This is a genomic window from Variovorax sp. LjRoot290, from assembly GCF_964253985.1.
Classification (GTDB): domain Bacteria; phylum Pseudomonadota; class Gammaproteobacteria; order Burkholderiales; family Burkholderiaceae_C; genus Variovorax.
Map to the genome: position 1 here is coordinate 2,905,983 of NZ_CAXURW020000001.1, position 25,044 is coordinate 2,931,026.

The window sequence follows — 25,044 nt, forward strand, 5'->3', positions numbered from 1 at the left end:
CTGTTGCGTGTTCCCTAGGCGGGCCGGCGCATGGCCCAGGCCTGCGCGGCGCTCTCTTCGTTGACGTCTTCGAGGCGCAGTTCCTGCACATGCAGGCGCTCGGTGCGCGCGCGCTGCTGCATCTGCCGGGCCTTTTCGAGTTCGCCGCTGGCGGCGCGCAGCTGACGGCGGCTTTGCTCGAGCACCTGTTCGCGCTCGGTGTGCGCCCGAGCGGCCTGCGCCGCGGCCTGGCCGGCCTGTGCGATCTGCGCATCGAGTGCGCCGCTCCATGCGCCCGCATGCCGGAACTCCGCCACGCTGCACTGGCCGCCCGACAGCGCGCCCCGCGTGGCCTGCCAGTGCTGCACCTTGTTCTGCACCTGTTGCTGCTGCCAGGACTCGGCCTGCTGCAACTGCGCCTGGCTCTGCTCGGCGGCCGCGCGGTCGCGTGCGACCACACCCATCGCGACGGTCTTCTGCCGCTCGCGCACGTCGACCAGGAGCTTCCAGTCGATGCTCATCGCGCGCCCCCCACCCGTGGTGCATGGCGCAGCAGCGCCGCCAGCGACCGCTCGAAGGGCTGGCTGGTCTTCGGCGGCTGCGACAGGAAGTCGAGCATCGCGGATCGCGCCTGGATGGCCTCGTCGGCCAGCGCGTCGCTCCCCGGCCTGTACTCGCCGATCTGCACCAGCAGCTCCATCTCCTGGTACTTGGCCAGCAGGCTGCGAAAGTGCGCAGCCGCGGCGCAGTGCTCGCGCGAAGCCACAAGCGGCATCACGCGGCTGATGCTCGCCAGCACGTCGATGGCCGGATAGCGGTTGGCCGCCGCGATCTTGCGCGACAGCACGATGTGGCCGTCGAGAATGGAGCGCGCTTCCTCGGCGATGGGGTCGTTCTCCTCGTCGCCTTCGGTCAGCACCGAATACACCGCCGTGATGGAGCCGGTCTTGCCCTGGCCCGCGCGCTCCAGCAGCTGCGGCAGCATCGAGAAGATCGAGGGCGGGTAGCTGCGCCGCGTCGGTGGCTCGCCGCTGGCCAGGCCGATTTCGCGTTGCGCGCGCGCGAAGCGCGTGAGCGAATCGACCAGGAGCAGCACCTTCTTTCCCTGGTCGCGGAAGTGCTCGGCGATGGTGGTCGCCACATAGGCCGACTTGATGCGTTCCATCGGCGGCCGGTCGGAGGTGGAGACCACCATCACCGTCCTGGCCAGGCCCTCGGCACCGAGGTTGTGCTCGATGAACTCCTTCACCTCGCGCCCGCGCTCGCCGATCAGCGCGATCACGTTGACCTCGGCCGTCGAGCCGCGTGCCAGCATGCCGAGCAAGGTGCTCTTGCCCACGCCGGGCGGCGCGAACACGCCGACGCGCTGGCCTTCGCCCAGCGTCAGCAGCGTGTCGACGGCGCGGATGCCGGTGGCCAGCGGCGCCTCGATCATGCGGCGTGCGAGCGGGCTCACCGGCTCGCGGTGCACGGGCAGCCGCGTGTGCGCGGCCAGTGGACCGAGTTCGTCGATCGGCTGGCCCAGCGCGTCGAGCACCCGGCCCAGCAGTTGCGCACCCACCGGGCAGACATGGCCGCGCCCCGTCGGCACCACCTCGGTCAGCGCCGAGATGCCGGTGATCGAACCGAGCGGCGTGAGAATGGCCGTGTTGCCGCGAAAGCCCACCACCTCGGCGAGTAGCGGCGCTTCGCCGGGCGTCACCAGTTCGCACAGCTCGCCCACGTGCGCCTGGATGCCCGTGGCATCGATCAGCATGCCCACCGCCTTGCTGACGCGGCCGCGCATGGCCACCGGCGTGACATGCGCGAACGCCGCCTCGAGCTCGGCCACGATGCCGAGCGCCGCGTCGGACATGCCGGCGCCGCGCAGCATGGTCGGCTGCGGGTTCATCACTGCGCCCTCCCGGACGGCGCCAGCATGCCGCCCTGCTCGACCGCGCGGCGAAAAGCCTCCAGCTGCGCGTCGACCCCGATCTCGAGCACCCCGGTCGAGGTCTGCACCACGCAGGCGCCGGCCGGCAGATCGGGGTCGGGCGTGAGGGTCACGGCCATGTGCCAGTTGGCGTCGCTGCGCAGCCGGTGCAGGGTCTCGCGCATGTTGGCTTCCTGCGCCGGTGCCACGCGCACCGTGAGGAAGGACTCCACGCGCAGCAGCGCCTCGACGCGGACCAGGGCCGAGCGGAACAGCACGGCCGGATCGGCCTCGGCCAGGAACTGGCCCACCGCCTTGACGACGATCTGCGCCATCGACGTGCGCAGCGCATGCAGCTGCCGTTCGACGGCCATGCTCTCGGACACGAGCTGCCGTGCGTATTCGGCCCTGGCCTGCGCGAGCCCTTGCTCGTAGCCCTTGCGGCGGCTGGCCTCGGCGCCGTCTTCGGCCTGCCGGACGATGCGCGCTGCCTCCTTGCGCGCGGTGTCGACCACGGCCGATGCATCGAGCAAGGCCGCGTATTCGCTTTCCTTCAACACCTTGCGCTCGCTCAGGAGCTGCAGGTTGTCGGTGGTGATCAGAAAAGCCAGTCCCATTGCGGCAGTCTTTCGGGAACGATGCACGAGAGCATCAGTTCGTTGAGTTGCAGGGCCTGGCGCGGCTCGAAGCTCGGCACGCGGAAGGCGGAGATGCGCCGCGGCAGCTTGTGCTTCAGGCGCTGGAGCACGACCGCGCCTTCGGCCGCGGCTGCGCCCAGCAGCAGGCGATAGCCGCGGTCGAGCACCACGCGGCCGGTGGCGATGGGCCGCTGCTGGACCACGGTGCTGTCCATGCGCAGCTCGGTGAGCTGGGGCACGCGGTCGAGCACGAAGTCGACGGCATCGCGGTCGATGCGGCGCGCCTGGCGACGGATCTGCAGGCCCGCGCCGCCGCGCACCTTGAAGAGCGGCAGATGCGCGCAGAAGCCGAGGTAGGCCGCGAGGCGGCGCAGCGAGGCGGCATCGAGCAGCGCCAGCCGCTTGAGCCGCGAGTCGAAGTTGTAGTCGGCCGCCGCATGGGGCTGCGCCGGGCCCGGCGCCTGCCCGCGCCGCAGCAGCTCGGCCAGCACGGCGCGGCCGGCCGGCCCCATGCGCGCCACCGATCGATGCCGCGCCGGCCAGTTCGCCGGCAGCCAGCTCGGATGCAGGTCGGCCTCGGGATGCAGGTTGAAGCGCATCACCAGGCGCACCAGGTCCATCGGTCCCGGCACGGCGATGGGAGGGGGTGGTGCGATGGCGGGTGCCGGCATGGATGTGCGCTCAGCGCTTCAGTACCTGGCGGCGCACCCAGGTGCGCCAGTCCTGACCCTGCCGGCGCAGCAGGGCCGGCAGCGCCATGAGGCAGATGGCGGCCAGCAGCAGCAGGGCCAGCAGCACCATGGCAGTCTGGGTCGAGAACAGGCCGAGCACCATCGGCGACACGCCTGCATTGGCGGCGGGCGCTGTGTTCGACATCCGGCGCGTCTCGAACAGCGACAGCGACACCTGGTCGTGCGTGAGCCCTTCGATGCTGTGCGCCACCATGTCCTTCACCGCCGGCGCGAGCAGGCGCAGGTCGACGTCGGGACGGTGCTTGATGAACACCGCCGCGGACGAGGGCCTGATCTTCTCGCTCAACGGATCGTTGGCCGGAATGACCACGTGCACGCGCGCTGCCACCACGCCATCGACATTGCGCAGGGTCTGCGACAGCTCCTGCGAGATGGCATAGATGTAGCGCATGCGTTCCTCGGAAGGCGTGGACACCAGGCCCTGCTTCTGGAACACCTCGCCCATGCTGGCATAGCGCTCGGCCGGCAGGCCCTGCACGCGCAGCACGTCCAGCGCCTGGCTCAGGCGGTCTTCCTCCACCTCGATCTGCCAGTTGCTGCCCTCGAGCTTCGTCTTGGCCGCGCCGATGCCTTCGGTCGACAGGGCGGCGACGATCTCGTTGGCCTCCTGCTCCTTGAGGTTGGAATAGAGCGCGACCTTGCAGCCCGCCAGTGCCAGCAAGAGCACGAGCGCGGCGAGCCAGCGCGAGCGTCGGGGCAGCCTCATTGCTGGTTCTTCAGCAGGCCGCCGAACAGGCTGGTCGCGGCGCTGGCCAGCCCGGTGGAAATGTGCATGCGGGCAAACATCATGTTCGCCTCCATGGCGTGATCGGTCATCACGAACATGGTCTTGATGGGGTCCGCGAAATCAATGGACTCGAGCATGCTCTTGCGCATGTCCTCCATGGAGCGCACGTTGCCCGACAGCTGCGCGGCCAGCGACTTGGCCGCGTCGCCGATCGCGCTCGGCGCGCTCGTCCCGGCGGGTGCCTGCACGCCCTGCATCATGTTGGCGAACATGCGCGTCTCGCCCGGCTCGAAGCGCGACGGGCTCGCGCCTTGCTGCGCCGGATGGGACGCGGCGGATGCAGCGACTTCCGGCGGCGCGCTGACGGCTGCCGATGCGATGGGATCGGTCATGTTTTGCTCTCCTCGAAAAGAAAAATGGGGCCGCGCGAAGCCCTGTGGCTCCACGCGGGCCTCCCCGTCAGTTCTGCTTGGCGGACTGGCGGATGTCGTTGCCGGTGGACTTCGCCACTTCGGTGCCGGCGGCGTTGGCGCCATTCACCGTCTGGGCCGTGGCCGCTGCGCCCGAGATGGTGGCGCCCGCAGCCATGCTGACGCTCATCAGCTTGGCCTGGTCGGCCGCGGCTTGCTGCATCTGCTGGATCGAGGTGTCGACTGCGCTCATGGGGAAACTCCTGTCATGGTTGAGGTTTTTTCACTTGCGGATGAAAGCGCTCCGTCCTGGAGAACGAAGCCATTCCATGCGGCGGGCCGTGGGCGTCGACGCACGAAATCGGGGAACGCGGGTTGAAGGCGGCATGGCTGGGCATGTCCTTCACCGCGCGGGTTTCTTGTTGGGCACGCCGCCGCTCAGGACCAGCCCGTCGGCGTCGATGCGCTTGAGCTCGGCGCCGGAGCGCAGCACCGAGCCTTCGTAATAGCGGTTGCCGTTCGACAGCTGGATGTGGCGCAGGCCATCGCCGTCGTCGGTGATGCTCACCATGCGGGCCGGCAGCACGCTTTGCCAGCTCTCCCACTGGGCGCGCATGTCGTCGCCCTTGGTCTCGGCCTTGGGCTGCTCGCGGTACTGCACCTTGTCGGAGACCAGCACCGAGGGATGCAGGTCTTCGCCGAGGCGGCGGATCTTCTGCCGCACGGCGGCGTCCTCGACGGTGCCGGTCAGCACCAGCCGGCCCTGCCCCGTGTAGGTCACTGCCACGCCGGGATCGTCGACATAGCGGCGCGCCTGTTCGACCATGTCCTCGGCCGAATGAACGTTGACGCTGACCTTGCTGCCGAAGCGCGCCATCGCCGCTTCCAGCGTCTGGCGGCGCTGTTTCGATTCCACGTAGCCCTTGACGCCGAACTGCCCGCCGGGCGCCGCGATCACCTCGATCTCGGGGAAAGGCGCCAACGCCTTTTCAACCTCGGCCAGGTTCACGCTGCTGCCGTTCATCAAGGCGCCGCGATCGCCGCCCAGCGACATCGCGGCGAGGCCGAGCACGGCCAGCAGCGCCACCACGCCGCCCACCCACAGGCCCAGGCGCTGCGTGCCCGAAGGTGCCTGTCGCGCCAGGGCATCGCCTTCCGGCAATGCGCCATGGGCCGGCGCGAACATCCGGTCTTCCTGCGCGTTGACGGGATAGCTGCGGTCGAGCTGAAAGTCGATCTGGCCGACGCTCACGATGTCGCCGGCCACCACGCTCTTGCGCGGCTGCTGCATCTCTTCGCCGTTGAGGCGCGCCGAGGCGGTGCCCAGGCGCTGCATCGACACGACCAGTTCGCCGACGGTGAACACCAGGTGGCGCGGCAGCACGTCACCGCCCGGCAGCATCACCTCGCATTCGCCGCCCGAGCCCAGCACGTTGATGCCGGGCTTGAGCACGATGGTGCGTCCCTTCACCGCGCCGCTCAGGAAGCGCAGGCACCAGCCGGCCGCCTGCGCCGGCATGCCTTGCGGGGCTACGGACTCGGCCTGCTCGTTGTCGAACGGAATGTCGCCATTCATGCTCAACCTCCCGGCTCGGGCAAGGGCAGCATCGGCACCGAGGCCGTGGAGCCCGGCGTGACCAGGCGCGGCGTCAGCAGGTAGAAACGCTCCATGTTGGCCTGCTTCTTGTCGGTGTACCGGAAGAGACCGCCGACGCCCGGGATGTCCTTCAGCAGCGGAACACCCGTGACGGCATTGCTCTTCTCTTCCGACGAGTAGCCGGCGATCAGCAGGCTCGCGCCCTCGTCGACCAGCGCCTGCGTGTTGACGGTGCGGCGGCGCACGATCGGGATCCTGTCGACGGACTGCGGACTCAGGTCGCCGTCGACGATGTCGATCGACATCATCACGCCGCGTCCGGCCTTCTCGTCGATGATCAGCGGCGTCACGCGCACGGCGGTGCCGGCGGTGATGCTGAACAGGCCCGCGTCCTGGAAACCGTCCACGCGCACGTAGAACTCGCTCAGGTTCTCCAGCACGGCTTCGGTGTTGTCCAGCGTCATCACCTTCGGGCGCGCCACGAAATTGGCGCTGCCGTTGGTGGCCAGCGCGGTCACGCGGGCCAGCAGGTAGTTGCGCGCGCTGTTGCCGATGGCGGCGGTGAACATGCCGCCCAGCGGCGTGAGCGGATTGCCCGAGGCGTCGACGCTGCCGATCTGGCCGGCCTCGCTGCTCGCGCCGCTCCAGGTCAGCGGGCCGCGGTCACCGCGGCCAGTCTGCAAGTCGGCGTGCCGGCCGTGCAGGCGCCAGTCGATGCCCAGGCTGCTGAGCGTGTCGGAGCTGATGTCCATGATGGTCACCTCGATCTCGACCAGCCGCGGGCGCGTGTCCATCGATTCGATCAGCCGCGCGTACTGCGCCATCTTGTCGGGCATGTCGCGCACCAGCACCGCGTTCATGCGCGTGTCGGCCTGGAACTGCGGCAATTCGTTGCCGGCGAGGCTGGCCATGCCGCCGAGAGCGCTCGCGTCACCGCCGGGGCCAGCGCCTGCGCCCGCGATATCGATCTTCGGGGCATTGATGGTCTCGCCGCTGCGCAGCTTGATCTGCCGGTTCGGCCCGACCGAGAGGGGCCCGATGGTTCCCCGGCCACCCGAGCCGCCGCCCGAGGACTGATTGCCGGTGCGGCCATAGAGGCTGCGCAGCACGTTGGCCACGCCGGGGATCACGGTCTCCTTGCCCGAGCGGTTGATCCGGAAGTCGGAAGCCCAGGCGTACTTGAGCGGGAACAGCCGGATCTCGGCGCCCTCGGCCATCGCGCTCTTCTGGTCCGCGAGCTTCACGGCCTGGCGCACCATTTCGACGTAGCGTCGCGGGCCGGTCACGTAGACGCTGGCATCGCGCTCGCTGATGCTGAGCGGGTAGCGCTCGTCGGAGATGTGCAGGCGCACCAGCGTCTCGGCGATGCGCCCGGCGTTCTCGGCCGCGATCGGCAGCACCTCGCTCTTCGCATCGGCGGCCAGGTCGACGAAGAGGAAGGCGCCGTCGAAGTACCAGGTGAGCCCGTTGACCGAACAGACGCTGTTGAGGATGTTCTTCGCCGGCCCGTCGAACTTGCCGCTGATGACGCCGCCGACCTTGGGATCGATCACCGCCGTGATCCCCTGCGACGACGCCAGCTCGCGCAGGAAGTCGTTCAACGGCTTCTCGTTGGCGATGATCTGGAAGGGCCTGTTCTGCCAGCGGAGCTCGGCAGCCATGGTGTGCTGCACGAGAAGCAGCATCAGCACCGCGCAGCCGAGCAGCATGAAGGCCCGCCGGCGGACGAGATGAAGGCGCGTGACGATCATCATCGCGGCCGTCACGACAGCGTGGTCAGCGACAGGAAGGCACGCTCGGCGAAGCGCATCACGTCGCGGCCCAGCCAGCCGGCCGTGACGATGATCGCCACCATCACCGCGATCAGGCGCACCGACTGGCCGATGCTCTGGTCCTGCACCTGCGTCACCGCCTGCAGCACCGCCACGACGAGCGACGACAGCGTGGACACCACCACCACCGGCAGCGAGATCCACAGCACGAGCAGCAGGCCCTCGCGCGTGATGTCCAGAATGTTCTGCGGTGTCATGGCTCGTTTCGGTTCCCTCGGAAATGAGGTCGTTGTTGTCGTTCATCAATGCGCTTGGGGATTGGTGATCCAGCCCACCGGCTGCAGGGCCACGTCGTCGTCGATCTCCTGATAGGACAGCACCGCCAGCTGCGGCGCCACCGGCTCGATCAGGTTCTTGACGTAGCGCCGCACGTCGGACGACGCGATCGCCACCACGCGGTCGGCCGTCGAGCCGAGGATGCGGCGCAGCTGTTCGCGGATGTCCTGCGTGACGGCCGGGCTCAGCAGCAGCAGGTTGCCGCGCGGCGAGCGCTCGATGGCGTTCTGCACGCGGTCCAGCAGGCTGGACTCGAACAGGATCGCCTCGAGCTGGCGGTTCGCGCCGACGTAGCGGCTGGTGATGTAGCGCCCGAGGTGGATGCGCACCAGCTCGGTCAGCGCGATGCCGTCCTGCTCTTTCGCGGCCCACATCGTCAGGCTCTCGAAGATGGCATGCAGGTTGCGAATCGGAATGCCTTCCTGCAGCAGCCGTCGCAGCACCTCGGCGATGCGCTGGGCCGAGGCCACGCGCAGCACCTCGGCCGCCAGCTCGGGCGCATCGCGCTGCACCGAATGCAGCAGGCGCTGCACCTCCTGCAGGCCGATCAGATCCTTCACGTGGCGGCGCACGGTGTGGTCCACGTGCTGGGCAACGACTTCCGCGCCGGTCCACGTCGTCATGCCGGGGTCCGCGTTGGGCGCCCACACCACCCGCGCGAAGGGGCCGAAGGGTTCGGCGACTTCCGCGCCCGGCGGCGTCGCGACGGCCTGCGCCGGATCGAGCAGCAGCCAGCCGGGTTTGAGCATGCCCCTGGCCACCGCGACGTCGTGCACCAGCACCTGGTACTCGTTGTCGGCCATGCCGCCCGCATAGTTCAGCTGGAGCCGCGGAAAGATCGGCCCGAGGTCGGATTCGACCGAAGTCTTGACTGCCGACAGGTGCTGGTCGAGCACATAGCGATCGACCGCGGCGCGCAAACCGGCCGACAGGCGCACAGCCAGCGGCGCGGCGATGGCGTGGTCGGTGTCGGTTTCTTCGGCTGCCACCCCGTCGCCGTGCGAGATCCAGCCCGGCGTGTTGCGCTGCTGGCGCAGCATGCGCATCGCGAAGCCCAGGCCGAGCAGGATGGCGGCCAGCAGGCCGAACACCCACTTCGGAAAACCGGGCACGACGAGAAAACTCGCCACCGCGAGGCCGGCGATGATGAGCGCGCGCGGATGGGCCATCAACTGATCGCCGATCTGCTGCGCGAGCTGCGAGTCGCGGCGGTCGCCGGTGCTCACGCGCGTGATCACGATGCCGGCCGCGATCGACACCAGGAGCGACGGAATCTGCGACACCATGCCGTCGCCCACAGTCAGGATGGCGTAGCGCTGCAGCGCACCGCCCAGCGTCATGTCGTGCATCAGCGTGCCGATGGCAATGCCTGCGAGGATGTTGACCAGCGCGATCACGATGCTGGCGATGGCATCGCCCTTGACGAACTTCATCGCGCCGTCCATCGCGCCGTGCAGCTGGCATTCCTGCTCCAGCAGCTGGCGGCGCTTCTGCGCCTTGGCGGAGGACAGCACGCCTGCGCGCACGTCGGCGTCGATGCTCATCTGCTTGCCCGGCATCGCATCGAGCGCGAACCGTGCCGCCACTTCGGCCACACGCTCCGAGCCCTTGGCGATGACGATGAACTGGACGATCGCGATGATCAGGAAAACCACGCCGCCGACCACCACGTTGTTGCCGACGATCAGCTTGCCGAAGGTGTCGATGATGTGGCCGGCATTGGCCTGCAGCAGGATCAGCTTGGTGGAAGCGATGTTGAGCGCGAGGCGAAACAGCGTGGTGAACAGCAGCAGCGACGGAAAAGTCGACAGCGACAGCGCCGAGGGCACATACATCGCGATGATCAAAAGCACCAGGCTGATGGCCAGGTTGCTTGCGATCAGCAGGTCCAGCAGCGGCGTCGGCAGCGGCAGCACGAACAGCGCGACCACCACCACGAGCAGGCCCGCGAGCAGCAGATCGTTGTAGCGGCCGGCGTTGCTCAACAGGTCGCGAACGCCGCCACGGTACTGCTGTAGAGATCGCGAGGGGCTCGCCATTGCGTCCTTGCTTTAAGGTTTCTTGGAGACGTAGTAGGCCGATGTGCTTAGCATCAAGCTGGCAGCGAACGTGAAAAAAGTCACGCTGCGGCGCACTCTAAGCGCCGCCATCTGTTCACAGCAACCACGAGTTCTCGTAGGCATGCAGAACCTGTCGCGTGCACGGCACTACGCATTTGCGTACTACCTGCGATACCTTCGTTTCGCTAAGCTGCCCGTCCCGATGCGAGAGGTGTACGCATTGCTTCGAGGCCCATGGACAGTGACAAGACGCAGCAGTTGTTCGAACGAAAGCATGCATGCCGACCGGGCCTGCTGAAGCGGTGACGGAACTCGGCGAGGCCCGCATCCTGCCTCGCGCCGATGCAGCGAATGTGCGTGCGCTCAACCGTCTCTACGCGGCAGCGCCGCAGCACGGCGTGGCGGCCAGGGGCGTGAGCTACCGGCTCGCGTGGCAACACGATGCGGCCGTCGGCCACACGACGCGCGATCGCTACAGCTTCCGGCTCGGCGCGCATGTCGGGCATCTGGCGATGGATGCGCCGAGCATGCAAGTGCTGCTCGGCGAACGCCGCATCGACCTGCTGCCGCGCGACCTGCGCTACATCCTGCTGGCCGATGCACTGCATCCGGTGGTCGACGCGCTCGAGAAGGCACTGCGCCTGCACTTCGAATGGCAGCCATCGGAGGCCGAGGCGCGCGACGCGCGGGAAACGCGCGAGCAGCCGCTCCTGCATTGCGACCCGGAGCGCGCGGCCTTCTTCGTCGCCACGCCGTCGGACGGCGGCGCGATGCTGCGCGGCTTCGTGCAGTTCGACGACGCCGCCACGCTCGACGCGCTCGTACCTGCGGCCACCGGACTCCGGCATGCCGCGCGCACCGGCGATGCCTTCGACGCCTTGCACCTGCCCGTGAGCTTCAGTCTCGGCAACACGCCGATACAGCTTCGCGAGATCAGCAGCATTCGCCCCGGCGACATCGTCGGCATCGAGCAATGGAGTTCTTCGGGTGCCGCGATCGTCGTCACCGCCGAGCTGGGAGGCCCCGCGGGGCTGCACCTCTCCGCCCTGGCCGAAGGCTCGCGCATCACCGTTCAGCAATCGAGAAACAGCGCCATGAAGCCAGATATGCCCGCCGATCCTGCGAACACCGCAGACAACGTCAACCTGCCGATCGACCGGCTCGATGCGCTGGAGGTGACGCTGCGCTTCGAGGTCGGCGACCTGTCGCTGTCGCTCGGCGAACTGAAGAGCATCCGCGCCGGGCACATCTTCGACCTGGCCCAACCGCTGAACCGCAGCCCGGTGCGCATCCTTGCGCACGGCAACGTGCTTGGCAAGGGCTACCTGGTTGCCGTGGGCGACCGCCTGGGCGTGCGCGTGTCGGAGTTCGCGCCCGGCGAAGTCTAAGGCCCTGACGATGCAAGGCGGAATACCGGAGCCCCTCACACTCGTCGCGGTGATGGTCGCGTTCGGCCTCGCGACCTTCGCGGCGCTGATGGTGACGAGCTACACCAAACTGGTCATCGTCTTCGGCCTGCTGCGCACCGCGCTCGGCCTGCAGCAGACACCGCCCAACATGGTGCTCAATGGCATTGCGATCATCCTGTCGGTCTACATCATGGCGCCGGTCGGCATGGACATCGGCGACGCGCTGCGCAACCGCAGCTTCGGCGTCAAGGGCGAAAGCATGGGCGACATCATGGCGGTGATCGATGCAGCCAAGGTGCCCGTGAAGGAATTCCTGCAGAAGCACACGCACGAGCGCGAGCGGCAGTTCTTCCTCAAGTCGGCCTCCAACATCTGGCCCAAGGCCAGGGCCGAGCAGCTCGGGGCCGACGACTTCATGGTGCTGGTGCCCAGCTTTACGCTCAGCGAGCTGACGCGGGCCTTCCAGATCGGCTTCATCATCTACCTGGTGTTCGTGGTGGTGGACCTGATCGTCGCCACCGTGCTGCTCGCGCTCGGCATGTCGATGATCGCGCCGACCACCATCTCCCTGCCCTTCAAGCTGCTGCTGTTCGTGATGCTGGACGGCTGGACGCGGTTGGTGCACGGGCTGGTGCTGTCTTACCGCTGAGGCCGAACGTCCCGCCTAGGCAGGCACCACTGCCGTCGCCTCGATCTCGAACAGCATGCCGTCGAGCGCCAGCCGCGGCACCGGAATGAGCGTGCAGGCCGGCTTCCGCGCATCGCCCCAGACACGGTCGAGTTCGGCGCCGAACACGTGAAGCCGCTCTTCGGTGTGATCGACGATGAGCACCAGAAGGCGCGCGACATGCGTGACCTCGGCGCCGGCCGCAGCGAGCGCCACGCGCATGTTGCCGAGGGCCTGGCGGGCCTGCGATGCGTAGTCGGGCGGCAAGCTGCCCTCCGCCGTTTCGCCGCCCTGCCCTGCAACGAGCACGAGCCGGCTTCCGGGCGGGACGATCGCGAGGTGCGAATAGCCGTTGGGGGCCGGGTCGTAGAGTCCGGGCGGGTTGATGAGCTGAATGGCGGTCATGCGTTTTCCATCATGAGTTGAAGGTGTGAGGCCGAGAGCTTATCGACCAGCCGATCGACCGCGAGATCGGCCTCGCCGAGCGACTGCGCCAGCCGCTCGCCGCCGAACTCGTCGTACTCGACGGCGATCTCGTGCACCTCGCGGATGCCGATGTAGCCGAACACCGAACGCACGCTGGCCTCTGTGTGGTTGAGGTGCGCGATGCGCTGGCCTTCGCCGTAGCCGAAGTCGCCGCGCGAGCCCAGCAGCACCAGGCGCTTGCCTGCATCGGCCAGCAAGGGCCAGTAAGGCACCTCGCCGCGCGCACGGTCGAAGCCGAAGGTGCGGCCCACGCGCACGATGTTGTCGATGTAGGCCTTGAACTGCGCCGGGACGCCGAAGTTGTACATCGGCAGGCCGACCACGATCAGGTCGGCGGCGATGAGCTGGTCCACGAGACGGTCGCTCTCCGCAAGCACTTCGTGCATCCACGGCTCGCGCGCCGTGGCGGGCGTGAACGCAGCGTGGATCCAGGGACCCGTGACATGCGCGGGCGGCGCCTGGCCGACATCGAGGTAGTCGATGCGGTCCGAAGGCCGCGCCGCATGCCAGCGCGCCACGAAGCGCGCAGAGAGCCTGCGGGTATGGGAACCATGGGGATCGATGCCGGAGCGGCCGGGCCGAGCACTGGCATCGATGTGCAGAAGCGTGGTCATGAAAGGGTCTTTCCTGCGTGGCAATGAATGAATTGGCGTATTCAATTTAGGGTTACGCCACCCTTTGCACAAACGAGGATTTCTTCCTGCATGGATGAGCTGCATTCACCTGTGAGGCGACCCCGCCGGCTGCCGCCGCTGTCCTCGCTGCGCGCCTTCGAGGCGGCCGCAGCGCACCTGAGCTTTCAGCGCGCGGCGGCCGAACTCTCGGTCACGCCCACGGCCATCAGCCACCAGGTGCGCGGACTCGAGAGCACGCTGGGCCAGCCGCTGTTTCGCAGGCTGACGCGCCAACTCGCGCTCACGCCGGCCGGGCTGCGCCTGTTCCATGCGCTGCGCGAAGGCTTCGACATGCTGGAAGCCGGCGTGCATGCGCTGCGCGAGCGCTCGGCGAGCGACACGGTCACGCTCACGACCAACACCGCTTTCGCGGCCAAGTGGGTGCTGCCGCGCATGGCGGCCTTTCGCGCCGCCTGCCCCGGCATCGAGCTGCGCTTGCATGCGAGCGATCTGCTGGTCGATCTCGCGCGCGGCGATGCCGACCTCGCGATCCGCTCCGGCAGCGGCGGCTGGCCGGGCCTGGTGACGGCCGAGCTGATGGCCGAGCGCTATGCGCCGGTATGCAGTCCGCTCCTGGGTTTGAAACGCGTGCAGGATCTGCCGAAGCACCGGTTGATCCACAGCGACTGGCAGCCGCAGGCGCGCGCACCGGCCGTGTGGTCGCGCTGGTTCGAGGAGGCCGGTATCGCTGCGAGCAAATCGCGCACGACGCGCGCTGCCTCAGGCCTCTCGTTCTCGGACGAAACGCACGCCCTGTTCGCCACGCTGGCGGGGCATGGCGTGGCCTTGCTGAGCCTCACGCTCTGCGCCGAGGAGTTGCGAAGCGGCGCGTTGCTGCAGCCCTTCGGGCCCGCACTCGCTACCGGCAGCTATTTCCTCGCAGCCGCCGAAGGGCGCGAGCATGAACCGGCGGTCCGCGCGGTGTGGCAGTGGATCGCCGGCCAGGCCGGACTCAGAGTTCGACCAGCGGGCTGAAGCCGCCCCAGAACATGCGCTTGCCGTCGAAGGGCATGGTCTTGGGATCCATCATGTCGGCCAGGCGCGGATCGCTCATCACCTTGGCGTTGACTTCGTCGCGGTGCTGGCGCGACTCGAACACGATGTACGAAAAGATCACGGTCTCGTCGTCCTTCAGTTTCACGGCCTGCGGAAAGGAGGTGACTTCACCGGACTTCACATCGTCGGCCACGCATTCGCGGTATTCGAGCGCGCCATGCTCGCGCCAGATCTTTCCCGCCTTGGTGGCCATCGCGCGATAGGCCTCGATATTTGCTTTGGGAACGGGAACGACGTATCCATCGACATAGGACATTCGAAATCTCCTTGGGGTTGGGATGAAACACAGAACCTGTTGGTTCAGTATAAGCCGGCCTCGACGCCAGTTTCAAGTCCCTGCAACTTTGTGCCGATGCCCTGGAAGAAGGTGTAGGAAAACATCCCGCGGTCTCCTCGGCATCCCGACATGTCCCCCGCGCCCGTGGACAAGCTTGTGGAAAACTGCACTGGGAACTTTTTAGATCGTTGTCCCACGGGGCCTGCGCCCGGATTGCCTCCAGAAGCAGCAGTGGAACACTTGACAGGCCGGAAGTGTCATCGGATCGCTCATACCCTGGCCGCCGCCGTTCAACCAAGGACAGACACATGCAGGAAAAACCCGTGAAGATTCCCGGCCCGGACCATCCGATCACCATTGCCGCGAACCCCGCGCGCGTGGTCGTGAAGGCCGCCGGCCGCGTGATCGCCGACACGCGCGAAGCCTTGACGCTGCGCGAAGCGAGCTACCCCGCCGTGCAGTACATCCCGCGCAAGGACGTGGACATGTCGCTGCTCGAGCGCACCGAACACGCCACCTACTGCCCCTTCAAGGGCGACTGCGCCTACTACAGCATTCCCTCGGCCGGTGAGAAAGGGGCGAACGCCGTGTGGACCTACGAGCAGCCCTACGCGTCCGTCGAGCAGATCAAGGACCACCTCGCCTTCTATCCCGACCGCGTCGAAGCGATCGAGGAAACGCCGCAGGGTTGAAGGGGGAGTCTCAGCCCGCGCGCAGCTGTTCGCGCAGCTTGGCGCCGATCTCCGGCCGTTCCAGGAAGGGATCGGCCGGATTCGAGATCGACACGATGCTCTCCATGCGGCTCTTCACGTTGCCCAGCGCCTTCGGGTGGCTGAACACGTAGAACTGGTTGGCGCTGATGGCATCGAACACCATCTGCGCCACTTCGGCCGCTGTCACCTTGCCGCTGCTGACGGCCTTGTTGCTCATCGCCTGGCCGATCAGCTGGCTCTTGGTGAGTTCGCCGGCAGCGAGTGCATCGGGCCGGTTGCGCTCGCTGCTGGTGATGCCGGTCGGCACGAAGTAAGGGCACAGGAGACTGGCGCCGATCTGGTCGGTGATGAGCTTCAGGTCTTGGTAGAGCGTTTCGGTGAGGCTCACCACGGCCGCCTTGGCCGCGTTGTAGACGCCCATGTTGGGCGGCGCCAGCAGGCCGGCCATGCTGGCGGTGTTGACGATGTGGCCGCGGTACGAAGGGTCCCTGGCGGCGGCTTGCAGCATCATCGGCGTGAACAGGCGCACGCCGTGGATCACGCCCCAGAGGTCGACGCCGAGCACCCATTCCCAGTCGGCCACGGTGTTCTCCCACACCAGGCCGCCGGCGCCCACGCCCGCGTTGTTGAAGATGAAGTGCGGCGCACCGAAGCGCTGCTGCACATCCTTGGCGAGCTGCTCCATCTGCTGCGCATCGGCGACGTCGACCTTGCGCGCCAGCACCTGCGCACCGGCGGCTTCCATCTCGGCCTGCACGCGGTCGAGTGCGTCCTGCTGCACGTCGACCAGCACGAGACTCATGCCGCGCGCCGCGCCGATGCGCGCGCACTCGAGGCCGAAGCCGGAACCGGCGCCGGTGAGAACTGCGGTGGTGCCCTTGAAATCCTGAATCATTGCCCGTGTCCTTTTCGTCTCTTGAGGGAGACGCTATTGAAATACGGAAACCTGCACGATGCAGTCGCGAAGGTGCCCGTTGCGAGCGTCAGCCTTCGACTTTTCTCAACGCATAACCGACGCGCGGGAAGTGCACGTGCACGGTCCCGGCACGCGCGTCGGTGCGGCGCAGCGTGTAGTGGGTGCGGGTGGCGGCGATGAGTTCGCCTTCGGTGGGCTCGGGCCCGAAGCTCTCGCCCGCGACCGTGACGCGGGTCCCGAGCGGAATGCCGTGCTCGTCCTGGAAGGTGCTGTCGGACAAGAGGGTGTGCGGCGTCGAAGCGGCCGCGACCGCAATGGCCTGCGCGGCATCGAAGGTCTCCATCGTGCCGTGGCCGATCGCGGCCATGCGGTCCATCCAGTCGCCCACGGCCGGCGTGAACTGCAGGATGCCGGCCATCGAGGGCGTGCGCTTGCGCGTGAACCACAGCGGGTGGTAGCAGGCGAAATCGGCGACCGTCGGATAGGCGCCGAGCAGGTAGTCGGTGTCGTCCAGCATGTCGGACATGCGCCGCAGGTAGGACTTGTAGGCCGCCGCGGCATCGCCCGGGCGGTGCCGCACCATGTTCACGCTCATGGCCTTGCGGTCCTCGCCGAAGGCCTTGGCCAGTTCGGGCGGCGCCTTGCCGAACAGGTCGGCCGCGCCCTTGCCGCTGAAGCTGTAGGCCATCGAGGCCCAGAAGAGCGAGGTCTCGCCCCATTGGGCAACGACGCGCTCCAGGCCCTTGCCGGGCTCGGGATAGATCGAGGGCAGCGGCGAGATGTGCTCGAGCACGTCGCAGATCAGCGCGGTGTCGCAGTAGATGTCGGCGCCGATCTGCAGCACCGGCGTCTTGCGGTAGCCGCCCGTGAGCGCGAGCAGGTCGGGCTTGGGCAGGAGCTGCGGAATGATCACCGACTTCCAGGCCAGCTTCTTGTAGCCGAGGATCAGGCGCAGCTTCTCGGAAAAGGGCGAGGTCGCGTAGTGGTGGAGGATCAGGTCTGCCATGAGGGTCCTTTGGATGTCCGCGTCATTGGGGCCGCGCACGCGCGATGATGGAATCGAAATCGGTGCTGGCGCGGAGCGTGCCGAAGGCATGGCCCCAGTCGCCGCCCAGGCGCGATGCGCAAAAGGCGCCGACCACGGCCTGCGGCGCGGTCTGCACGAGCAGCGCGCCCTGCACCGCGAGCGCCACGTCCTGCGCGAGCCGGCGCGCCTCGGCTTCGGTGGCCATGGCCTCGATGCGCGCGGGCAGCGCATCGGCCAGGCTGTCGAGCGCCGCATCGACACCGCGCGCCGGCGCGAGTTCGTGCGCCAATGCCGCGACCGCATCGCCCTTGCGAAGCCCGCGCAGCAGGTCGAGCGCCATGATGTTGCCGGCGCCTTCCCAGATCGAGTTGAGCGGCATCTCACGGTAGACGCGCGCCATCACGCCTTCGCCGCCCTCCTCCACGTAGCCGTTGCCGCCGAGGCATTCCATCGCCTCCTGCGCGAAGTGGCTGCCGCGCTTGCAGATCCAGAACTTGGCCACCGGCGTCAGCAGGCGCGCCATCAGGCGCTCGTGCTCGTCCTGCTGGCGATCGAAGGCGCGCGCGAGGCGGATGGCCAGCGCGGTCGCTGCTTCGCTTTCGAGCGCGAGGTCGGCCAGCACGTTCTTCATCAGCGGCTGTTCGATGAGCGGCTTGCCGAAGGCCTGGCGCTGCGCTGTGTGATGCAGGGCCAGGCTCAAGGCCTGGCGCATCAGGCCGCTGGTGCCGAGTGCGCAGTCGAGCCGCGTCATCGTGCCCATCTCGAGGATCTGCGGAATGCCGCGGCCTTCTTCGCCGACCAGCCAGGCGCTCGCGCCATGGAACTCGACCTCGGAGCTGGCGTTGGCCTTGTTGCCGAGCTTGTCCTTCAGACGCTGGATGCGGATGCCGTTGCGCACGTCATCGCCCATCCAGTCGGGCAGCACGCGCGGCATGAAGAAGCACGACAGACCGGCCGGCGCCTGTGCGAGCACCAGGAAGGCATCGCACATCGGTGCCGAGAAGAACCACTTGTGGCCCGTGATCTCGTAGCGCTCGCCCCAATCATCACCGGCGACGCGAACCGCCCGCGTGGTGTTGGCGCGCACGTCCGAGCCGCCCTGCTTCTCGGTCATGCCCATGCCCATGGTCACGCCGGGCTTGTCGAGCGCGGACCTGAGCACCGGGTCGTACCAGAGGCTCGCGAGCTTCGGCCCCCAGTCGGCATAGATGGCCGCGTTGCCGCGCAGCGCGGGCGTCACGGCGTAGCTCATCGAGATCGGGCACAGCACCGAGGGCTCGAGCTCGGTGAAGAGCATGAAGCCGGCGGCGCGCTGGACGTGCGGGGATGCGGATTCCCCTGTCCACGGTGTGCCGTGCAGGCCGGCCCCCACCGCCGCCTTCATCAACGCGTGATAGCTCGGATGAAACTCCACCTCGTCGATGCGCCGGCCGAAGCGGTCGTGCGTGTGCAGCACCGGCGGGTTCGTGTTCGCGAGCCGCGCATGGGTCTGCATCTCGACCGAGCCGATCACGCCGCCCAGATGCGCGAGCGGCGCGAGCTGCAGCTGCGATGCGTTGAACTTCAGCGCATCGCGCAGCGGCCGGTTGGATTCGAACAGGTTGTAGCCGGCCAGCGGGGCCGGCTGGTTGAAGACCTCGTGCGTCGTGTTCATCGCCGGCCTCCTTGCACTTTGCCTAGATCAGTTTCACCAGTTGCTTGCCGAAGTTCTTGCCCTTGAGCAAACCGAGGAAGGCCTCGGGCGCCGACTCGATGCCCTGCGCGATCGACTCGCGCGGCCTGAGCTTTCCGGTGGCGACCAGCTGGCCCAGTTCGGCCAGCGCCTCGGGCCAGACTTCCATGTGCTCGCTGACGATGAAGCCTTCGAGCTTCATCCGGTTGATGAGGAACAGCGCCGGATTGGCCAGCGGCAGCGGCTGCCCGTCGTAGCCGGCGATCATGCCGCACAGCGCGACGCGCGCGAAGGCATTGGCGCGCAGCAGCACCGCGTCGAAGATGTAGCCCCCGACGTTCTCGAAGTAGCCATCGATGCCCTTCGGGCAGGCCTCCTTCAGCGCTGTGCTCATGCTCTTGACGTCGGGATGCTGCCGGTAGTCGATGCAGGCGTCGAAGCCCAGTTCGTCGGTCACGTACTTGCACTTGTCCGCACCGCCCGCGATGCCGACCACGCGGCAGCCGCGCGCCTTGGCCAGCGCGCCGAAGGCACTGCCGACCGCGCCGCTGGCGGCCGTGACGACCATCGTCTCGCCGGCCTTCGGGTTGATGATCTTCACCAGGCCGTACCAGGCCGTGACGCCGGGCATGCCGACCGCGCCGAGGTAGTACGAGAGCGGTACGTACGCGGTGTCGACCTTCCTCAAGGCGCCGGGCTGCGAGGCATCGACCACGCTGTACTCCTGCCAGCCGCCGAAGCCGACCACCTTGTCGCCGACGGCGTACTTGGGGTGCTTGCTCTCGACCACCTCGCCCGCCGTGCCGCCCTGCATCACCTGGCCCAGCGGCTGCGGCTGCGCGTAGCTCTTGGCGTCGTTCATGCGGCCGCGCATGTAGGGGTCGAGGCTCATGTAGTGGTGGCGCACCAGCACCTCGTTGTCTTTCAACGGCGGCGTCTCGGTGCTCACGAGCTTGAAATTGGAAGCGACGGCTTCGCCATCGGGGCGGTTGTCGAGCAGTTGTTGTCTGTTGATGGGCATGAAAGTCTCCTAATCTGTGGACGGCGGACGCATCGCGTTGGCGCTGCCGGGGCCGGTGGGAAGGCGCCGCTTCACGTACTTGAAGGTGCCGGTGGCATGGGCACAGACGCGCTCCTGCTCGTCGTAGATCTTCGCTTCGGTGAAGGCCAGCGTCGCGGTGCGGTGGATCAGCTTGCCGCGCGCATGCAGCGGGCCGACCGAGGGTTGCATGAAGCTGGTTTTCATCTCGATCGTGACCACGCCCATCTCCGGCGTCTGGCTGCGCGCGGCCGCGGCCATGGTGATGTCAAGCAGCGTCATGCAGGCGCCGCCGTGGGTCACGTCGAAGGTGTTGAGATGCTCGGGCTTCGCCGTGTAGCGGATCTCGGACTCGCCGCCCTCGAACTTCGTGAGCTCGAAGCCCAGATGCCGTGCAAACGGGATCTGGCTCGTGTAGGAGCGGACGTTGATGTCGTCCACCTCAAGCTCCGAGCACCACGCTCACGCCGCCGTCGATCGCCAGCCACTGGCCGGTGATGTGCTTGCCGGCATCGCTCGCGTACAGCAGCGTGATGCCCTTCAGGTCTTCGTCGTCGCCGAGGCGGCCCAGCGGCGCATGCGAGGCCATCTTCTCCTCGCCGATGGACTTGATCAGGCCCGCGGCCATCTTGGTCATGAAGAAGCCGGGGCAGATGGCGTTGACGTTGATGTTGTACTTGCCCCATTCGGCCGCCAGCGTGTGGGTGAAGCCGATCACGGCGCTCTTCGAGGTGTTGTAGGCCAGGGTCTGCATCTCGGGCGGGTTGCCGTTCAGGCCCGCGATGGAGGCGATGTTGATGATGCGGCCAGTCTTCTTCGGGATCATGTAGCCGCGCGCGATCTGCTGCGCGAGGATGAAGTAGCCGCGGACGTTGAGGTTCATCACCTTGTCCCAGGCCTCGACCGGGTGGTCTTCCGCCGGCGCGCCCCAACTCGCGCCCGCGTTGTTGACCAGGATGTCGACCGCGCCCAGGCGTTCCAGCGTCTCGTCGGCCAGGCGGCGCGTGTCCTCTTCCTTCGAGCAATCGGCCGCGATCCAGCGGGCGTCGATGCCCGCCGCCTGCAACTCGGCCGCGGCCTGCTCGAGGTCATCGGCCTTGCGCGAACTCAGCATGATCTTGGCGCCGGCCTCTCCGAGCGCATGGGCCATCTGCAGGCCGAGGCCGCGCGAGCCGCCGGTGACGAGCGCGGTCTTGCCGCTGAGGTCGAACAGTTTCTGGATGCTGCGTGCGGTCATGGGTGTCTCCGAGGGTTCAGGGGGTTTCGTAGTCGAGGACGCTGCGGGCTTCGCGCAGTGTGCCCAGCACCGCGGACACTTCGACGTGCTGCGGATGCTCCAGGTAGGACTGCAGCGCGGCCTTGTCGTCGAAGGCCGAGCACAGCACGACGTCGCAGTTGGCTTCGAGTCCCGGCGCACGCACCGCGACCTCGAACTGGCGCATGCCCGGCACCAGGCCGCGGCAACTGTCGAGCTTCTCCTTGAACAGCGCGGCCTTGGCCGGGTCCTTGAGCTTCCACATCACGATGTGCTTGATCATGGCATTGCCCGCCCGGCCGCCCGAAGGGCAATGAGCGCCCCCTCGGGGGGCAGCGAACGAAGTGAGCTTGGGGGCATGTCAGTCCTTCAGGCGGGAGCGAACGTAGATGAGGACCACGCCGACAATGGCCACGGCCACGCCTGGGACGGCCATGACCCAGCCGAGGGTCTCGTCCGATCGGCCGGTCGCGATGCCGAGGATCAGGATGAAGAGGCCACCGTAGATCAGGATCCAGATCCATTTCTCGAGCGTGGCGTGGGGTTTGACGGCCATCAGAAAGCCTCCTCGGGCAGGGCTGCGCAGGTCGGGTCGCGCCGTTCGACCACATTGAGCCAGGCACCGATCTTCGGCAGTTCGTAGTTGAAGAAATAGTCGGTCGCGCCGATACGCCCGGCCGTGGCCGGCAGCGCCTTCGACGCGTCGCGTTCGAGCGCGTGCTGCGCCACGTCGAGCCAGATCCAGGCCAGCACCGTATGGCCGAAGGCTTGCATGTAGGGCACGGCATTGGCCAGCGCCTCCTGCGGATTGCCGGTGGCCCAGGCTGCCTTGGTCGCGTTGCCGATGCGCTGCAGCGCTTCGGCCAGCGCCTTGGCATGCACGGCCAGCGAGGGCATGCGGGCCGCACGCGCGATGGTGTCGGTGATGCGCGCGGCCAAGAGCTGCAGGCCGCGGCCGTCTTCCATCAGCACCTTGCGGCCCAGCAGGTCGGCCGCCTGGATGCCGTGCGTGCCTTCGTGGATCATGTTCAGGCGGTTGTCGCGCCAGTACTGCTCCACCGGAAAGTCGCGCGTATAGCCGTAGCCGCCGTGCACCTGGATCGCGAGCGAGTTGGCCTCCAGGCACCATTCGCTGGGCCAGCTCTTGGCGATCGGCGTGAGCACCTCCAGCAGCAGGCGCGCGTCGTCGGCGGCCTGCGCGTCACCGGTCTTCTGCTCGTCGACCAGGCGCGCGCAATAGAGCTCGAGCGCCAGCGCGCCTTCGCAATACGCCTTCTGTGCGAGCAGCATGCGGCGCACGTCGGCATGCTCGATGATGCGCACCTGCGGATTGGCCGCGTCCTTGCCGGCCGGGCCTGCCGGCCGCCCTTGCGGCCGGTTCTTTGCATAGTCGAGCGATGCGTGGTAGCCGGCCATGCCCAGCATGGTCGCCGCGGTGCCGACACCGATGCGCGCCTCGTTCATCATGTGGAACATGCAGTGCAAGCCTTTGCCGGGCTCGCCGACGAGGTAACCCACCGCACCGGCCTTGCCACCAACGGGGAACTTGCCCTCGCCGAAGTTCAGGAGCGTGTTGGTGGTGCCGCGCCAGCCCAGCTTGTGGTTGAGGCCCGCGAGCGCGACGTCGTTGCGTTCGCCGGTGAGTTGCCCTTCGGCATCGACCATCTTCTTCGGCACGATGAAGAGCGAAATGCCACGCGTGCCCGGGATGAGCTTGCCCTTCTCGTCGGGGATCTTGGCCAGCACGATGTGCACGATGTTCTCGGTCAGCTCATGGTCGCCGGCCGAGATCCACATCTTGTTGCCGAAGAGCCGATAGCGGGGCCCGAGCGGATCGTCCCGGAAATCGGCGCCGTCGGGCACGGCACGCGTCGCCACGTCGCTGAGGCTGGAGCCGGCCTGCGGCTCCGACAGGCACATGGTGCCCGACCAGCGGCCTGCGAACTCGTTCTTCGCGAACACCGATTGCTGCATGGGCGTGCCGTGAACCATCAGCAGGTTGGCATTGCCGCTGGTCAGCATGCCGGAGCCGATGCTGACCGAGGCCATCGCGAAGAAGCTGTTGGCCGCCGCCTGCACGGTGTAGGGCAGTTGCATGCCGCCGATCTCGTAGTCCTGCGCGGCGCTCAGCATGCCGGATTCGGCAAAGGCCTTGTGCGCATCGTGCGTGGCCTGCGGCAGGATCACCTTGTCGCCGTCGAAGTGCGGCTCCTGGGTGTCGACGATGCGGTTGTTCGGCGCGTACTTCTCACGCGCGATGCGCTCGCAGGTGTCGAGCACGGCATCGAAGGTTTCGCGCGAGTGGTCGGCGAAGCGCGCGCGCTCGTTGAGCGACTCGGCGTGGAGCCAGTCGTAGAGCAGGAAGTCGAGGGTGGGACGAAGGCTCATTTCGTGACTTTCAATTCGGAAACCGGGCGCGAAGGACGCTCTGCGCCCTTCACCTCCGGTCTTCAGTTCGGCCCTCGCAGCAGGCTCAGAGTACCTCGAATACGCCGGCTGCGCCCATGCCGCCGCCGATGCACATCGTGACGACCACCTTCTTGGCGCCGCGGCGCTTGCCTTCGATCAGCGCATGGCCGGTCAGGCGCTGGCCGCTCACGCCATACGGGTGGCCGACGGCGATGGCGCCCCCGTTCACGTTCAGGCGGTCGCCCGGGATGCCGAGCTTGTCGCGGCAGTAGATCACCTGCACCGCGAAGGCCTCGTTGAGCTCCCAGAGGTCGATGTCGCCGACCTTGAGGCCCAGGCGCTTCAGCACCTTCGGGATCGCGAACACCGGGCCGATGCCCATCTCGTCGGGCTCGCAGCCCGCGACCGCGAAGCCGAGGAAGCGGCCGAGCGGCTTCAGGCCCTTCTTCTCGGCGTACTTCTCGTCGACCACCACGCAGGCGCCGCCGCCGTCGGAGAACTGGCTGGCGTTGCCGGCCGAGATCACACCGCCCGGAATCGCCGGACGGATGCCGCTGATGCCTTCCTTGGTGGTGCCGGGGCGGATGCCTTCGTCGTTCTCTACCGTGACTTCCTTGGTACGCAGGCCCAGCACCGGGTCGGCCACGCCGGCCAGCACGGTGATCGGCGCGATCTCGGCCTTGAAGAGGCCGGCCTCGAGCGCGGCGGTGGCCTTCTGCTGGCTCGCCGCGCCGTACTCGTCCATGGCGTCGCGGCCGATGTCGTAGCGCTTGGCGACCTGCTCGGCGGTCTGCAGCATGTTCCAGTAGATCTCGGGCTTGTGCTTCACCAGCCAGGGGTCGGCCAGCATGTGCTTGTTCATCTCGTTCTGCACGCACGAAATGCTCTCGACGCCGCCGGCCACGTAGACCTCGCCCTCGCCCGCGATGATGCGCTGCGCCGCGGTCGCGATGGTCTGCAGGCCCGAGGAGCAGAAGCGGTTGATGGTCATGCCCGCGGTGGTGATCGGCAATCCGGCGCGCAGCGCGATCTGGCGCGCGATGTTGGCGCCGGTCGCGCCTTCGGGATTGGCGCAGCCCATGATCACGTCGTCGACTTCGGCAGGCTCGATGCCGGCGCGCGCCACCGCGTGCTGCACCGCATGGCCGCCGAGCGTGGCGCCGTGCGTCATGTTGAAGGCGCCCTTCCAGCTCTTGGCGAGCGGCGTGCGGGCGGTGGAGACGATGACGGCGCTGGTCATGGTGTGGTCCTTTGAAAAAGA

The 25,044-nt window shown here is 67.7% G+C and carries 28 protein-coding genes; 4 read left to right on the forward strand and 24 right to left on the reverse strand.

Annotated elements, in window-relative coordinates; translation table 11 throughout:
- Positions 1-14: 14 nt before the first annotated feature.
- The 11 genes from ACSQ9A_RS14495 to sctV form a co-directional block, all read right to left on the reverse strand.
- Positions 15-500, reverse strand: coding sequence for a serine kinase (locus tag ACSQ9A_RS14495; RefSeq protein WP_436304126.1), 486 nt, complete (start codon positions 498-500; stop codon positions 15-17).
- Complete coding sequence (locus ACSQ9A_RS14500; RefSeq protein ID WP_436304127.1) at positions 497-1,870, reverse strand: FliI/YscN family ATPase; 1,374 nt, start codon at positions 1,868-1,870, stop codon at positions 497-499. The genes ACSQ9A_RS14495 and ACSQ9A_RS14500 overlap by 4 nt, the downstream gene beginning before the upstream one ends.
- The gene (sctL, locus tag ACSQ9A_RS14505; protein ID WP_436304128.1) at positions 1,870-2,508 is read right to left on the reverse strand and encodes a type III secretion system stator protein SctL; all 639 of its coding nucleotides are present in this window, start codon (positions 2,506-2,508) and stop codon (positions 1,870-1,872) included. Before sctL ends, ACSQ9A_RS14500 begins: the two co-directional genes overlap by 1 nt.
- Positions 2,490-3,200: a type III secretion system protein gene (locus ACSQ9A_RS14510; RefSeq protein ID WP_436304129.1), complete on the reverse strand. Its 711-nt coding sequence runs from the start codon at positions 3,198-3,200 to the stop codon at positions 2,490-2,492. The genes sctL and ACSQ9A_RS14510 overlap by 19 nt, the downstream gene beginning before the upstream one ends.
- A gap of 10 nt (positions 3,201-3,210) precedes the next feature.
- A complete protein-coding gene (gene sctJ, locus ACSQ9A_RS14515) occupies positions 3,211-3,987 on the reverse strand; it encodes a type III secretion system inner membrane ring lipoprotein SctJ (RefSeq protein WP_436304130.1) in 777 nt (258 codons plus the stop codon).
- Complete coding sequence (locus ACSQ9A_RS14520) at positions 3,984-4,400, reverse strand: hypothetical protein (protein WP_436304131.1); 417 nt, start codon at positions 4,398-4,400, stop codon at positions 3,984-3,986. The genes sctJ and ACSQ9A_RS14520 overlap by 4 nt, the downstream gene beginning before the upstream one ends.
- Positions 4,401-4,467: 67 nt before the next feature.
- Positions 4,468-4,671 (reverse strand): hypothetical protein, encoded by a 204-nt coding sequence (locus ACSQ9A_RS14525; protein WP_436304132.1) that lies wholly within the window; start codon positions 4,669-4,671, stop codon positions 4,468-4,470.
- A 150-nt stretch (positions 4,672-4,821) separates the two neighbouring features.
- Positions 4,822-5,994 (reverse strand): FHA domain-containing protein, encoded by a 1,173-nt coding sequence (locus tag ACSQ9A_RS14530; protein WP_436304133.1) that lies wholly within the window; start codon positions 5,992-5,994, stop codon positions 4,822-4,824.
- 2 nt (positions 5,995-5,996) lie between these two features.
- Positions 5,997-7,781, reverse strand: coding sequence for a type III secretion system outer membrane ring subunit SctC (sctC, locus tag ACSQ9A_RS14535; RefSeq protein ID WP_436304134.1), 1,785 nt, complete (start codon positions 7,779-7,781; stop codon positions 5,997-5,999).
- Positions 7,778-8,044: a type III secretion system export apparatus subunit SctS gene (sctS, locus tag ACSQ9A_RS14540; protein ID WP_436304135.1), complete on the reverse strand. Its 267-nt coding sequence runs from the start codon at positions 8,042-8,044 to the stop codon at positions 7,778-7,780. The genes sctC and sctS overlap by 4 nt, the downstream gene beginning before the upstream one ends.
- Before the next feature lie 45 nt (positions 8,045-8,089).
- The gene (gene sctV / locus ACSQ9A_RS14545; protein ID WP_436304136.1) at positions 8,090-10,162 is read right to left on the reverse strand and encodes a type III secretion system export apparatus subunit SctV; all 2,073 of its coding nucleotides are present in this window, start codon (positions 10,160-10,162) and stop codon (positions 8,090-8,092) included.
- Between the two features lie 299 nt (positions 10,163-10,461).
- Between sctV and sctQ the strand changes: the two genes are divergently transcribed.
- Together sctQ and sctR are read left to right on the forward strand one after the other, a co-directional pair.
- On the forward strand, positions 10,462-11,571 hold the full coding sequence (gene sctQ, locus ACSQ9A_RS14550; RefSeq protein WP_436304137.1) for a type III secretion system cytoplasmic ring protein SctQ: 1,110 nt from the start codon (positions 10,462-10,464) through the stop codon (positions 11,569-11,571).
- 10 nt (positions 11,572-11,581) lie between these two features.
- Positions 11,582-12,241 (forward strand): type III secretion system export apparatus subunit SctR, encoded by a 660-nt coding sequence (gene sctR / locus ACSQ9A_RS14555; RefSeq protein ID WP_436304138.1) that lies wholly within the window; start codon positions 11,582-11,584, stop codon positions 12,239-12,241.
- Positions 12,242-12,256: 15 nt separating this feature from the next.
- On the opposite strand, the gene ACSQ9A_RS14560 is transcribed toward sctR, so the two are convergent.
- Positions 12,257-12,664: a RidA family protein gene (locus tag ACSQ9A_RS14560; protein ID WP_436304139.1), complete on the reverse strand. Its 408-nt coding sequence runs from the start codon at positions 12,662-12,664 to the stop codon at positions 12,257-12,259.
- Positions 12,661-13,359: an FMN-dependent NADH-azoreductase gene (locus ACSQ9A_RS14565; protein WP_436304140.1), complete on the reverse strand. Its 699-nt coding sequence runs from the start codon at positions 13,357-13,359 to the stop codon at positions 12,661-12,663. The genes ACSQ9A_RS14560 and ACSQ9A_RS14565 overlap by 4 nt, the downstream gene beginning before the upstream one ends.
- 90 nt (positions 13,360-13,449) lie before the next feature.
- Here ACSQ9A_RS14565 and ACSQ9A_RS14570 point away from each other — a divergent pair, with 90 nt between their 5' ends.
- Entirely contained in the window at positions 13,450-14,394 is a 945-nt protein-coding gene (locus ACSQ9A_RS14570) for a LysR substrate-binding domain-containing protein (protein ID WP_436304141.1), read from the forward strand.
- Here ACSQ9A_RS14570 and ACSQ9A_RS14575 read toward each other — a convergent pair.
- A complete protein-coding gene (locus tag ACSQ9A_RS14575) occupies positions 14,372-14,731 on the reverse strand; it encodes a DUF1428 domain-containing protein (RefSeq protein ID WP_093108724.1) in 360 nt (119 codons plus the stop codon). The genes ACSQ9A_RS14570 and ACSQ9A_RS14575 overlap by 23 nt on opposite strands.
- 329 nt (positions 14,732-15,060) lie before the next feature.
- On the opposite strand from ACSQ9A_RS14575, the gene ACSQ9A_RS14580 reads away from it, so the two are divergent.
- On the forward strand, positions 15,061-15,444 hold the full coding sequence (locus tag ACSQ9A_RS14580) for a DUF427 domain-containing protein (RefSeq protein WP_436304142.1): 384 nt from the start codon (positions 15,061-15,063) through the stop codon (positions 15,442-15,444).
- 10 nt (positions 15,445-15,454) lie between these two features.
- Here the strand turns inward: ACSQ9A_RS14580 and ACSQ9A_RS14585 are convergent, their stop codons facing one another.
- The 10 genes from ACSQ9A_RS14585 to ACSQ9A_RS14630 form a co-directional block, all read right to left on the reverse strand.
- The gene (locus tag ACSQ9A_RS14585) at positions 15,455-16,360 is read right to left on the reverse strand and encodes an SDR family oxidoreductase (RefSeq protein ID WP_436304143.1); all 906 of its coding nucleotides are present in this window, start codon (positions 16,358-16,360) and stop codon (positions 15,455-15,457) included.
- A gap of 88 nt (positions 16,361-16,448) precedes the next feature.
- Positions 16,449-17,387: a glutathione S-transferase family protein gene (locus ACSQ9A_RS14590; protein ID WP_436304144.1), complete on the reverse strand. Its 939-nt coding sequence runs from the start codon at positions 17,385-17,387 to the stop codon at positions 16,449-16,451.
- A 22-nt stretch (positions 17,388-17,409) separates the two neighbouring features.
- On the reverse strand, positions 17,410-19,062 hold the full coding sequence (locus tag ACSQ9A_RS14595) for an isovaleryl-CoA dehydrogenase (RefSeq protein ID WP_093108728.1): 1,653 nt from the start codon (positions 19,060-19,062) through the stop codon (positions 17,410-17,412).
- Between the two features lie 22 nt (positions 19,063-19,084).
- Positions 19,085-20,101: an NADP-dependent oxidoreductase gene (locus ACSQ9A_RS14600; RefSeq protein ID WP_436304145.1), complete on the reverse strand. Its 1,017-nt coding sequence runs from the start codon at positions 20,099-20,101 to the stop codon at positions 19,085-19,087.
- A 9-nt stretch (positions 20,102-20,110) separates the two neighbouring features.
- Entirely contained in the window at positions 20,111-20,560 is a 450-nt protein-coding gene (locus ACSQ9A_RS14605; protein ID WP_093108730.1) for a PaaI family thioesterase, read from the reverse strand.
- Position 20,561: 1 nt separating this feature from the next.
- Positions 20,562-21,356 (reverse strand): SDR family oxidoreductase, encoded by a 795-nt coding sequence (locus ACSQ9A_RS14610; protein ID WP_436290291.1) that lies wholly within the window; start codon positions 21,354-21,356, stop codon positions 20,562-20,564.
- A gap of 16 nt (positions 21,357-21,372) precedes the next feature.
- The gene (locus tag ACSQ9A_RS14615) at positions 21,373-21,657 is read right to left on the reverse strand and encodes a Dabb family protein (protein ID WP_436304146.1); all 285 of its coding nucleotides are present in this window, start codon (positions 21,655-21,657) and stop codon (positions 21,373-21,375) included.
- A 78-nt stretch (positions 21,658-21,735) separates the two neighbouring features.
- Positions 21,736-21,930 carry a hypothetical protein gene (locus tag ACSQ9A_RS14620; RefSeq protein WP_436304147.1) on the reverse strand — a complete coding sequence of 65 codons (195 nt, stop codon included), beginning with the start codon at positions 21,928-21,930 and terminating at the stop codon, positions 21,736-21,738.
- Entirely contained in the window at positions 21,930-23,762 is a 1,833-nt protein-coding gene (locus tag ACSQ9A_RS14625; RefSeq protein ID WP_436304148.1) for an acyl-CoA dehydrogenase, read from the reverse strand. The genes ACSQ9A_RS14620 and ACSQ9A_RS14625 overlap by 1 nt, the downstream gene beginning before the upstream one ends.
- Positions 23,763-23,847: 85 nt before the next feature.
- On the reverse strand, positions 23,848-25,023 hold the full coding sequence (locus tag ACSQ9A_RS14630; RefSeq protein WP_093108735.1) for an acetyl-CoA C-acyltransferase: 1,176 nt from the start codon (positions 25,021-25,023) through the stop codon (positions 23,848-23,850).
- Positions 25,024-25,044: the final 21 nt, after the last annotated feature.

Bases quoted from the DNA above. Each gene is read 5' to 3' on its own strand.
- ACSQ9A_RS14560 (WP_436304139.1), bottom strand. From the start codon at position 12,664: ATGACCGCCATTCAGCTCATCAACCCGCCCGGACTCTACGACCCGGCC.
- ACSQ9A_RS14580 (WP_436304142.1), top strand. From the start codon at position 15,061: ATGCAGGAAAAACCCGTGAAGATTCCCGGCCCGGACCATCCGATCACC.
- sctV (WP_436304136.1), bottom strand. From the start codon at position 10,162: ATGGCGAGCCCCTCGCGATCTCTACAGCAGTACCGTGGCGGCGTTCGC.
- ACSQ9A_RS14525 (WP_436304132.1), bottom strand. From the start codon at position 4,671: ATGAGCGCAGTCGACACCTCGATCCAGCAGATGCAGCAAGCCGCGGCC.
- ACSQ9A_RS14530 (WP_436304133.1), bottom strand. From the start codon at position 5,994: ATGAATGGCGACATTCCGTTCGACAACGAGCAGGCCGAGTCCGTAGCC.
- ACSQ9A_RS14630 (WP_093108735.1), bottom strand. From the start codon at position 25,023: ATGACCAGCGCCGTCATCGTCTCCACCGCCCGCACGCCGCTCGCCAAG.
- ACSQ9A_RS14620 (WP_436304147.1), bottom strand. From the start codon at position 21,930: ATGGCCGTCAAACCCCACGCCACGCTCGAGAAATGGATCTGGATCCTG.
- ACSQ9A_RS14610 (WP_436290291.1), bottom strand. From the start codon at position 21,356: ATGACCGCACGCAGCATCCAGAAACTGTTCGACCTCAGCGGCAAGACC.
- sctQ (WP_436304137.1), top strand. From the start codon at position 10,462: ATGCCGACCGGGCCTGCTGAAGCGGTGACGGAACTCGGCGAGGCCCGC.
- sctL (WP_436304128.1), bottom strand. From the start codon at position 2,508: ATGGGACTGGCTTTTCTGATCACCACCGACAACCTGCAGCTCCTGAGC.
- ACSQ9A_RS14615 (WP_436304146.1), bottom strand. From the start codon at position 21,657: ATGATCAAGCACATCGTGATGTGGAAGCTCAAGGACCCGGCCAAGGCC.
- ACSQ9A_RS14585 (WP_436304143.1), bottom strand. From the start codon at position 16,360: ATGATTCAGGATTTCAAGGGCACCACCGCAGTTCTCACCGGCGCCGGT.
- ACSQ9A_RS14575 (WP_093108724.1), bottom strand. From the start codon at position 14,731: ATGTCCTATGTCGATGGATACGTCGTTCCCGTTCCCAAAGCAAATATC.
- ACSQ9A_RS14565 (WP_436304140.1), bottom strand. From the start codon at position 13,359: ATGACCACGCTTCTGCACATCGATGCCAGTGCTCGGCCCGGCCGCTCC.
- ACSQ9A_RS14590 (WP_436304144.1), bottom strand. From the start codon at position 17,387: ATGGCAGACCTGATCCTCCACCACTACGCGACCTCGCCCTTTTCCGAG.
- ACSQ9A_RS14570 (WP_436304141.1), top strand. From the start codon at position 13,450: ATGGATGAGCTGCATTCACCTGTGAGGCGACCCCGCCGGCTGCCGCCG.
- ACSQ9A_RS14520 (WP_436304131.1), bottom strand. From the start codon at position 4,400: ATGACCGATCCCATCGCATCGGCAGCCGTCAGCGCGCCGCCGGAAGTC.
- sctS (WP_436304135.1), bottom strand. From the start codon at position 8,044: ATGACACCGCAGAACATTCTGGACATCACGCGCGAGGGCCTGCTGCTC.
- sctJ (WP_436304130.1), bottom strand. From the start codon at position 3,987: ATGAGGCTGCCCCGACGCTCGCGCTGGCTCGCCGCGCTCGTGCTCTTG.
- sctR (WP_436304138.1), top strand. From the start codon at position 11,582: ATGCAAGGCGGAATACCGGAGCCCCTCACACTCGTCGCGGTGATGGTC.
- ACSQ9A_RS14510 (WP_436304129.1), bottom strand. From the start codon at position 3,200: ATGCCGGCACCCGCCATCGCACCACCCCCTCCCATCGCCGTGCCGGGA.
- ACSQ9A_RS14495 (WP_436304126.1), bottom strand. From the start codon at position 500: ATGAGCATCGACTGGAAGCTCCTGGTCGACGTGCGCGAGCGGCAGAAG.
- ACSQ9A_RS14625 (WP_436304148.1), bottom strand. From the start codon at position 23,762: ATGAGCCTTCGTCCCACCCTCGACTTCCTGCTCTACGACTGGCTCCAC.
- ACSQ9A_RS14595 (WP_093108728.1), bottom strand. From the start codon at position 19,062: ATGAACACGACGCACGAGGTCTTCAACCAGCCGGCCCCGCTGGCCGGC.
- ACSQ9A_RS14500 (WP_436304127.1), bottom strand. From the start codon at position 1,870: ATGAACCCGCAGCCGACCATGCTGCGCGGCGCCGGCATGTCCGACGCG.
- ACSQ9A_RS14600 (WP_436304145.1), bottom strand. From the start codon at position 20,101: ATGCCCATCAACAGACAACAACTGCTCGACAACCGCCCCGATGGCGAA.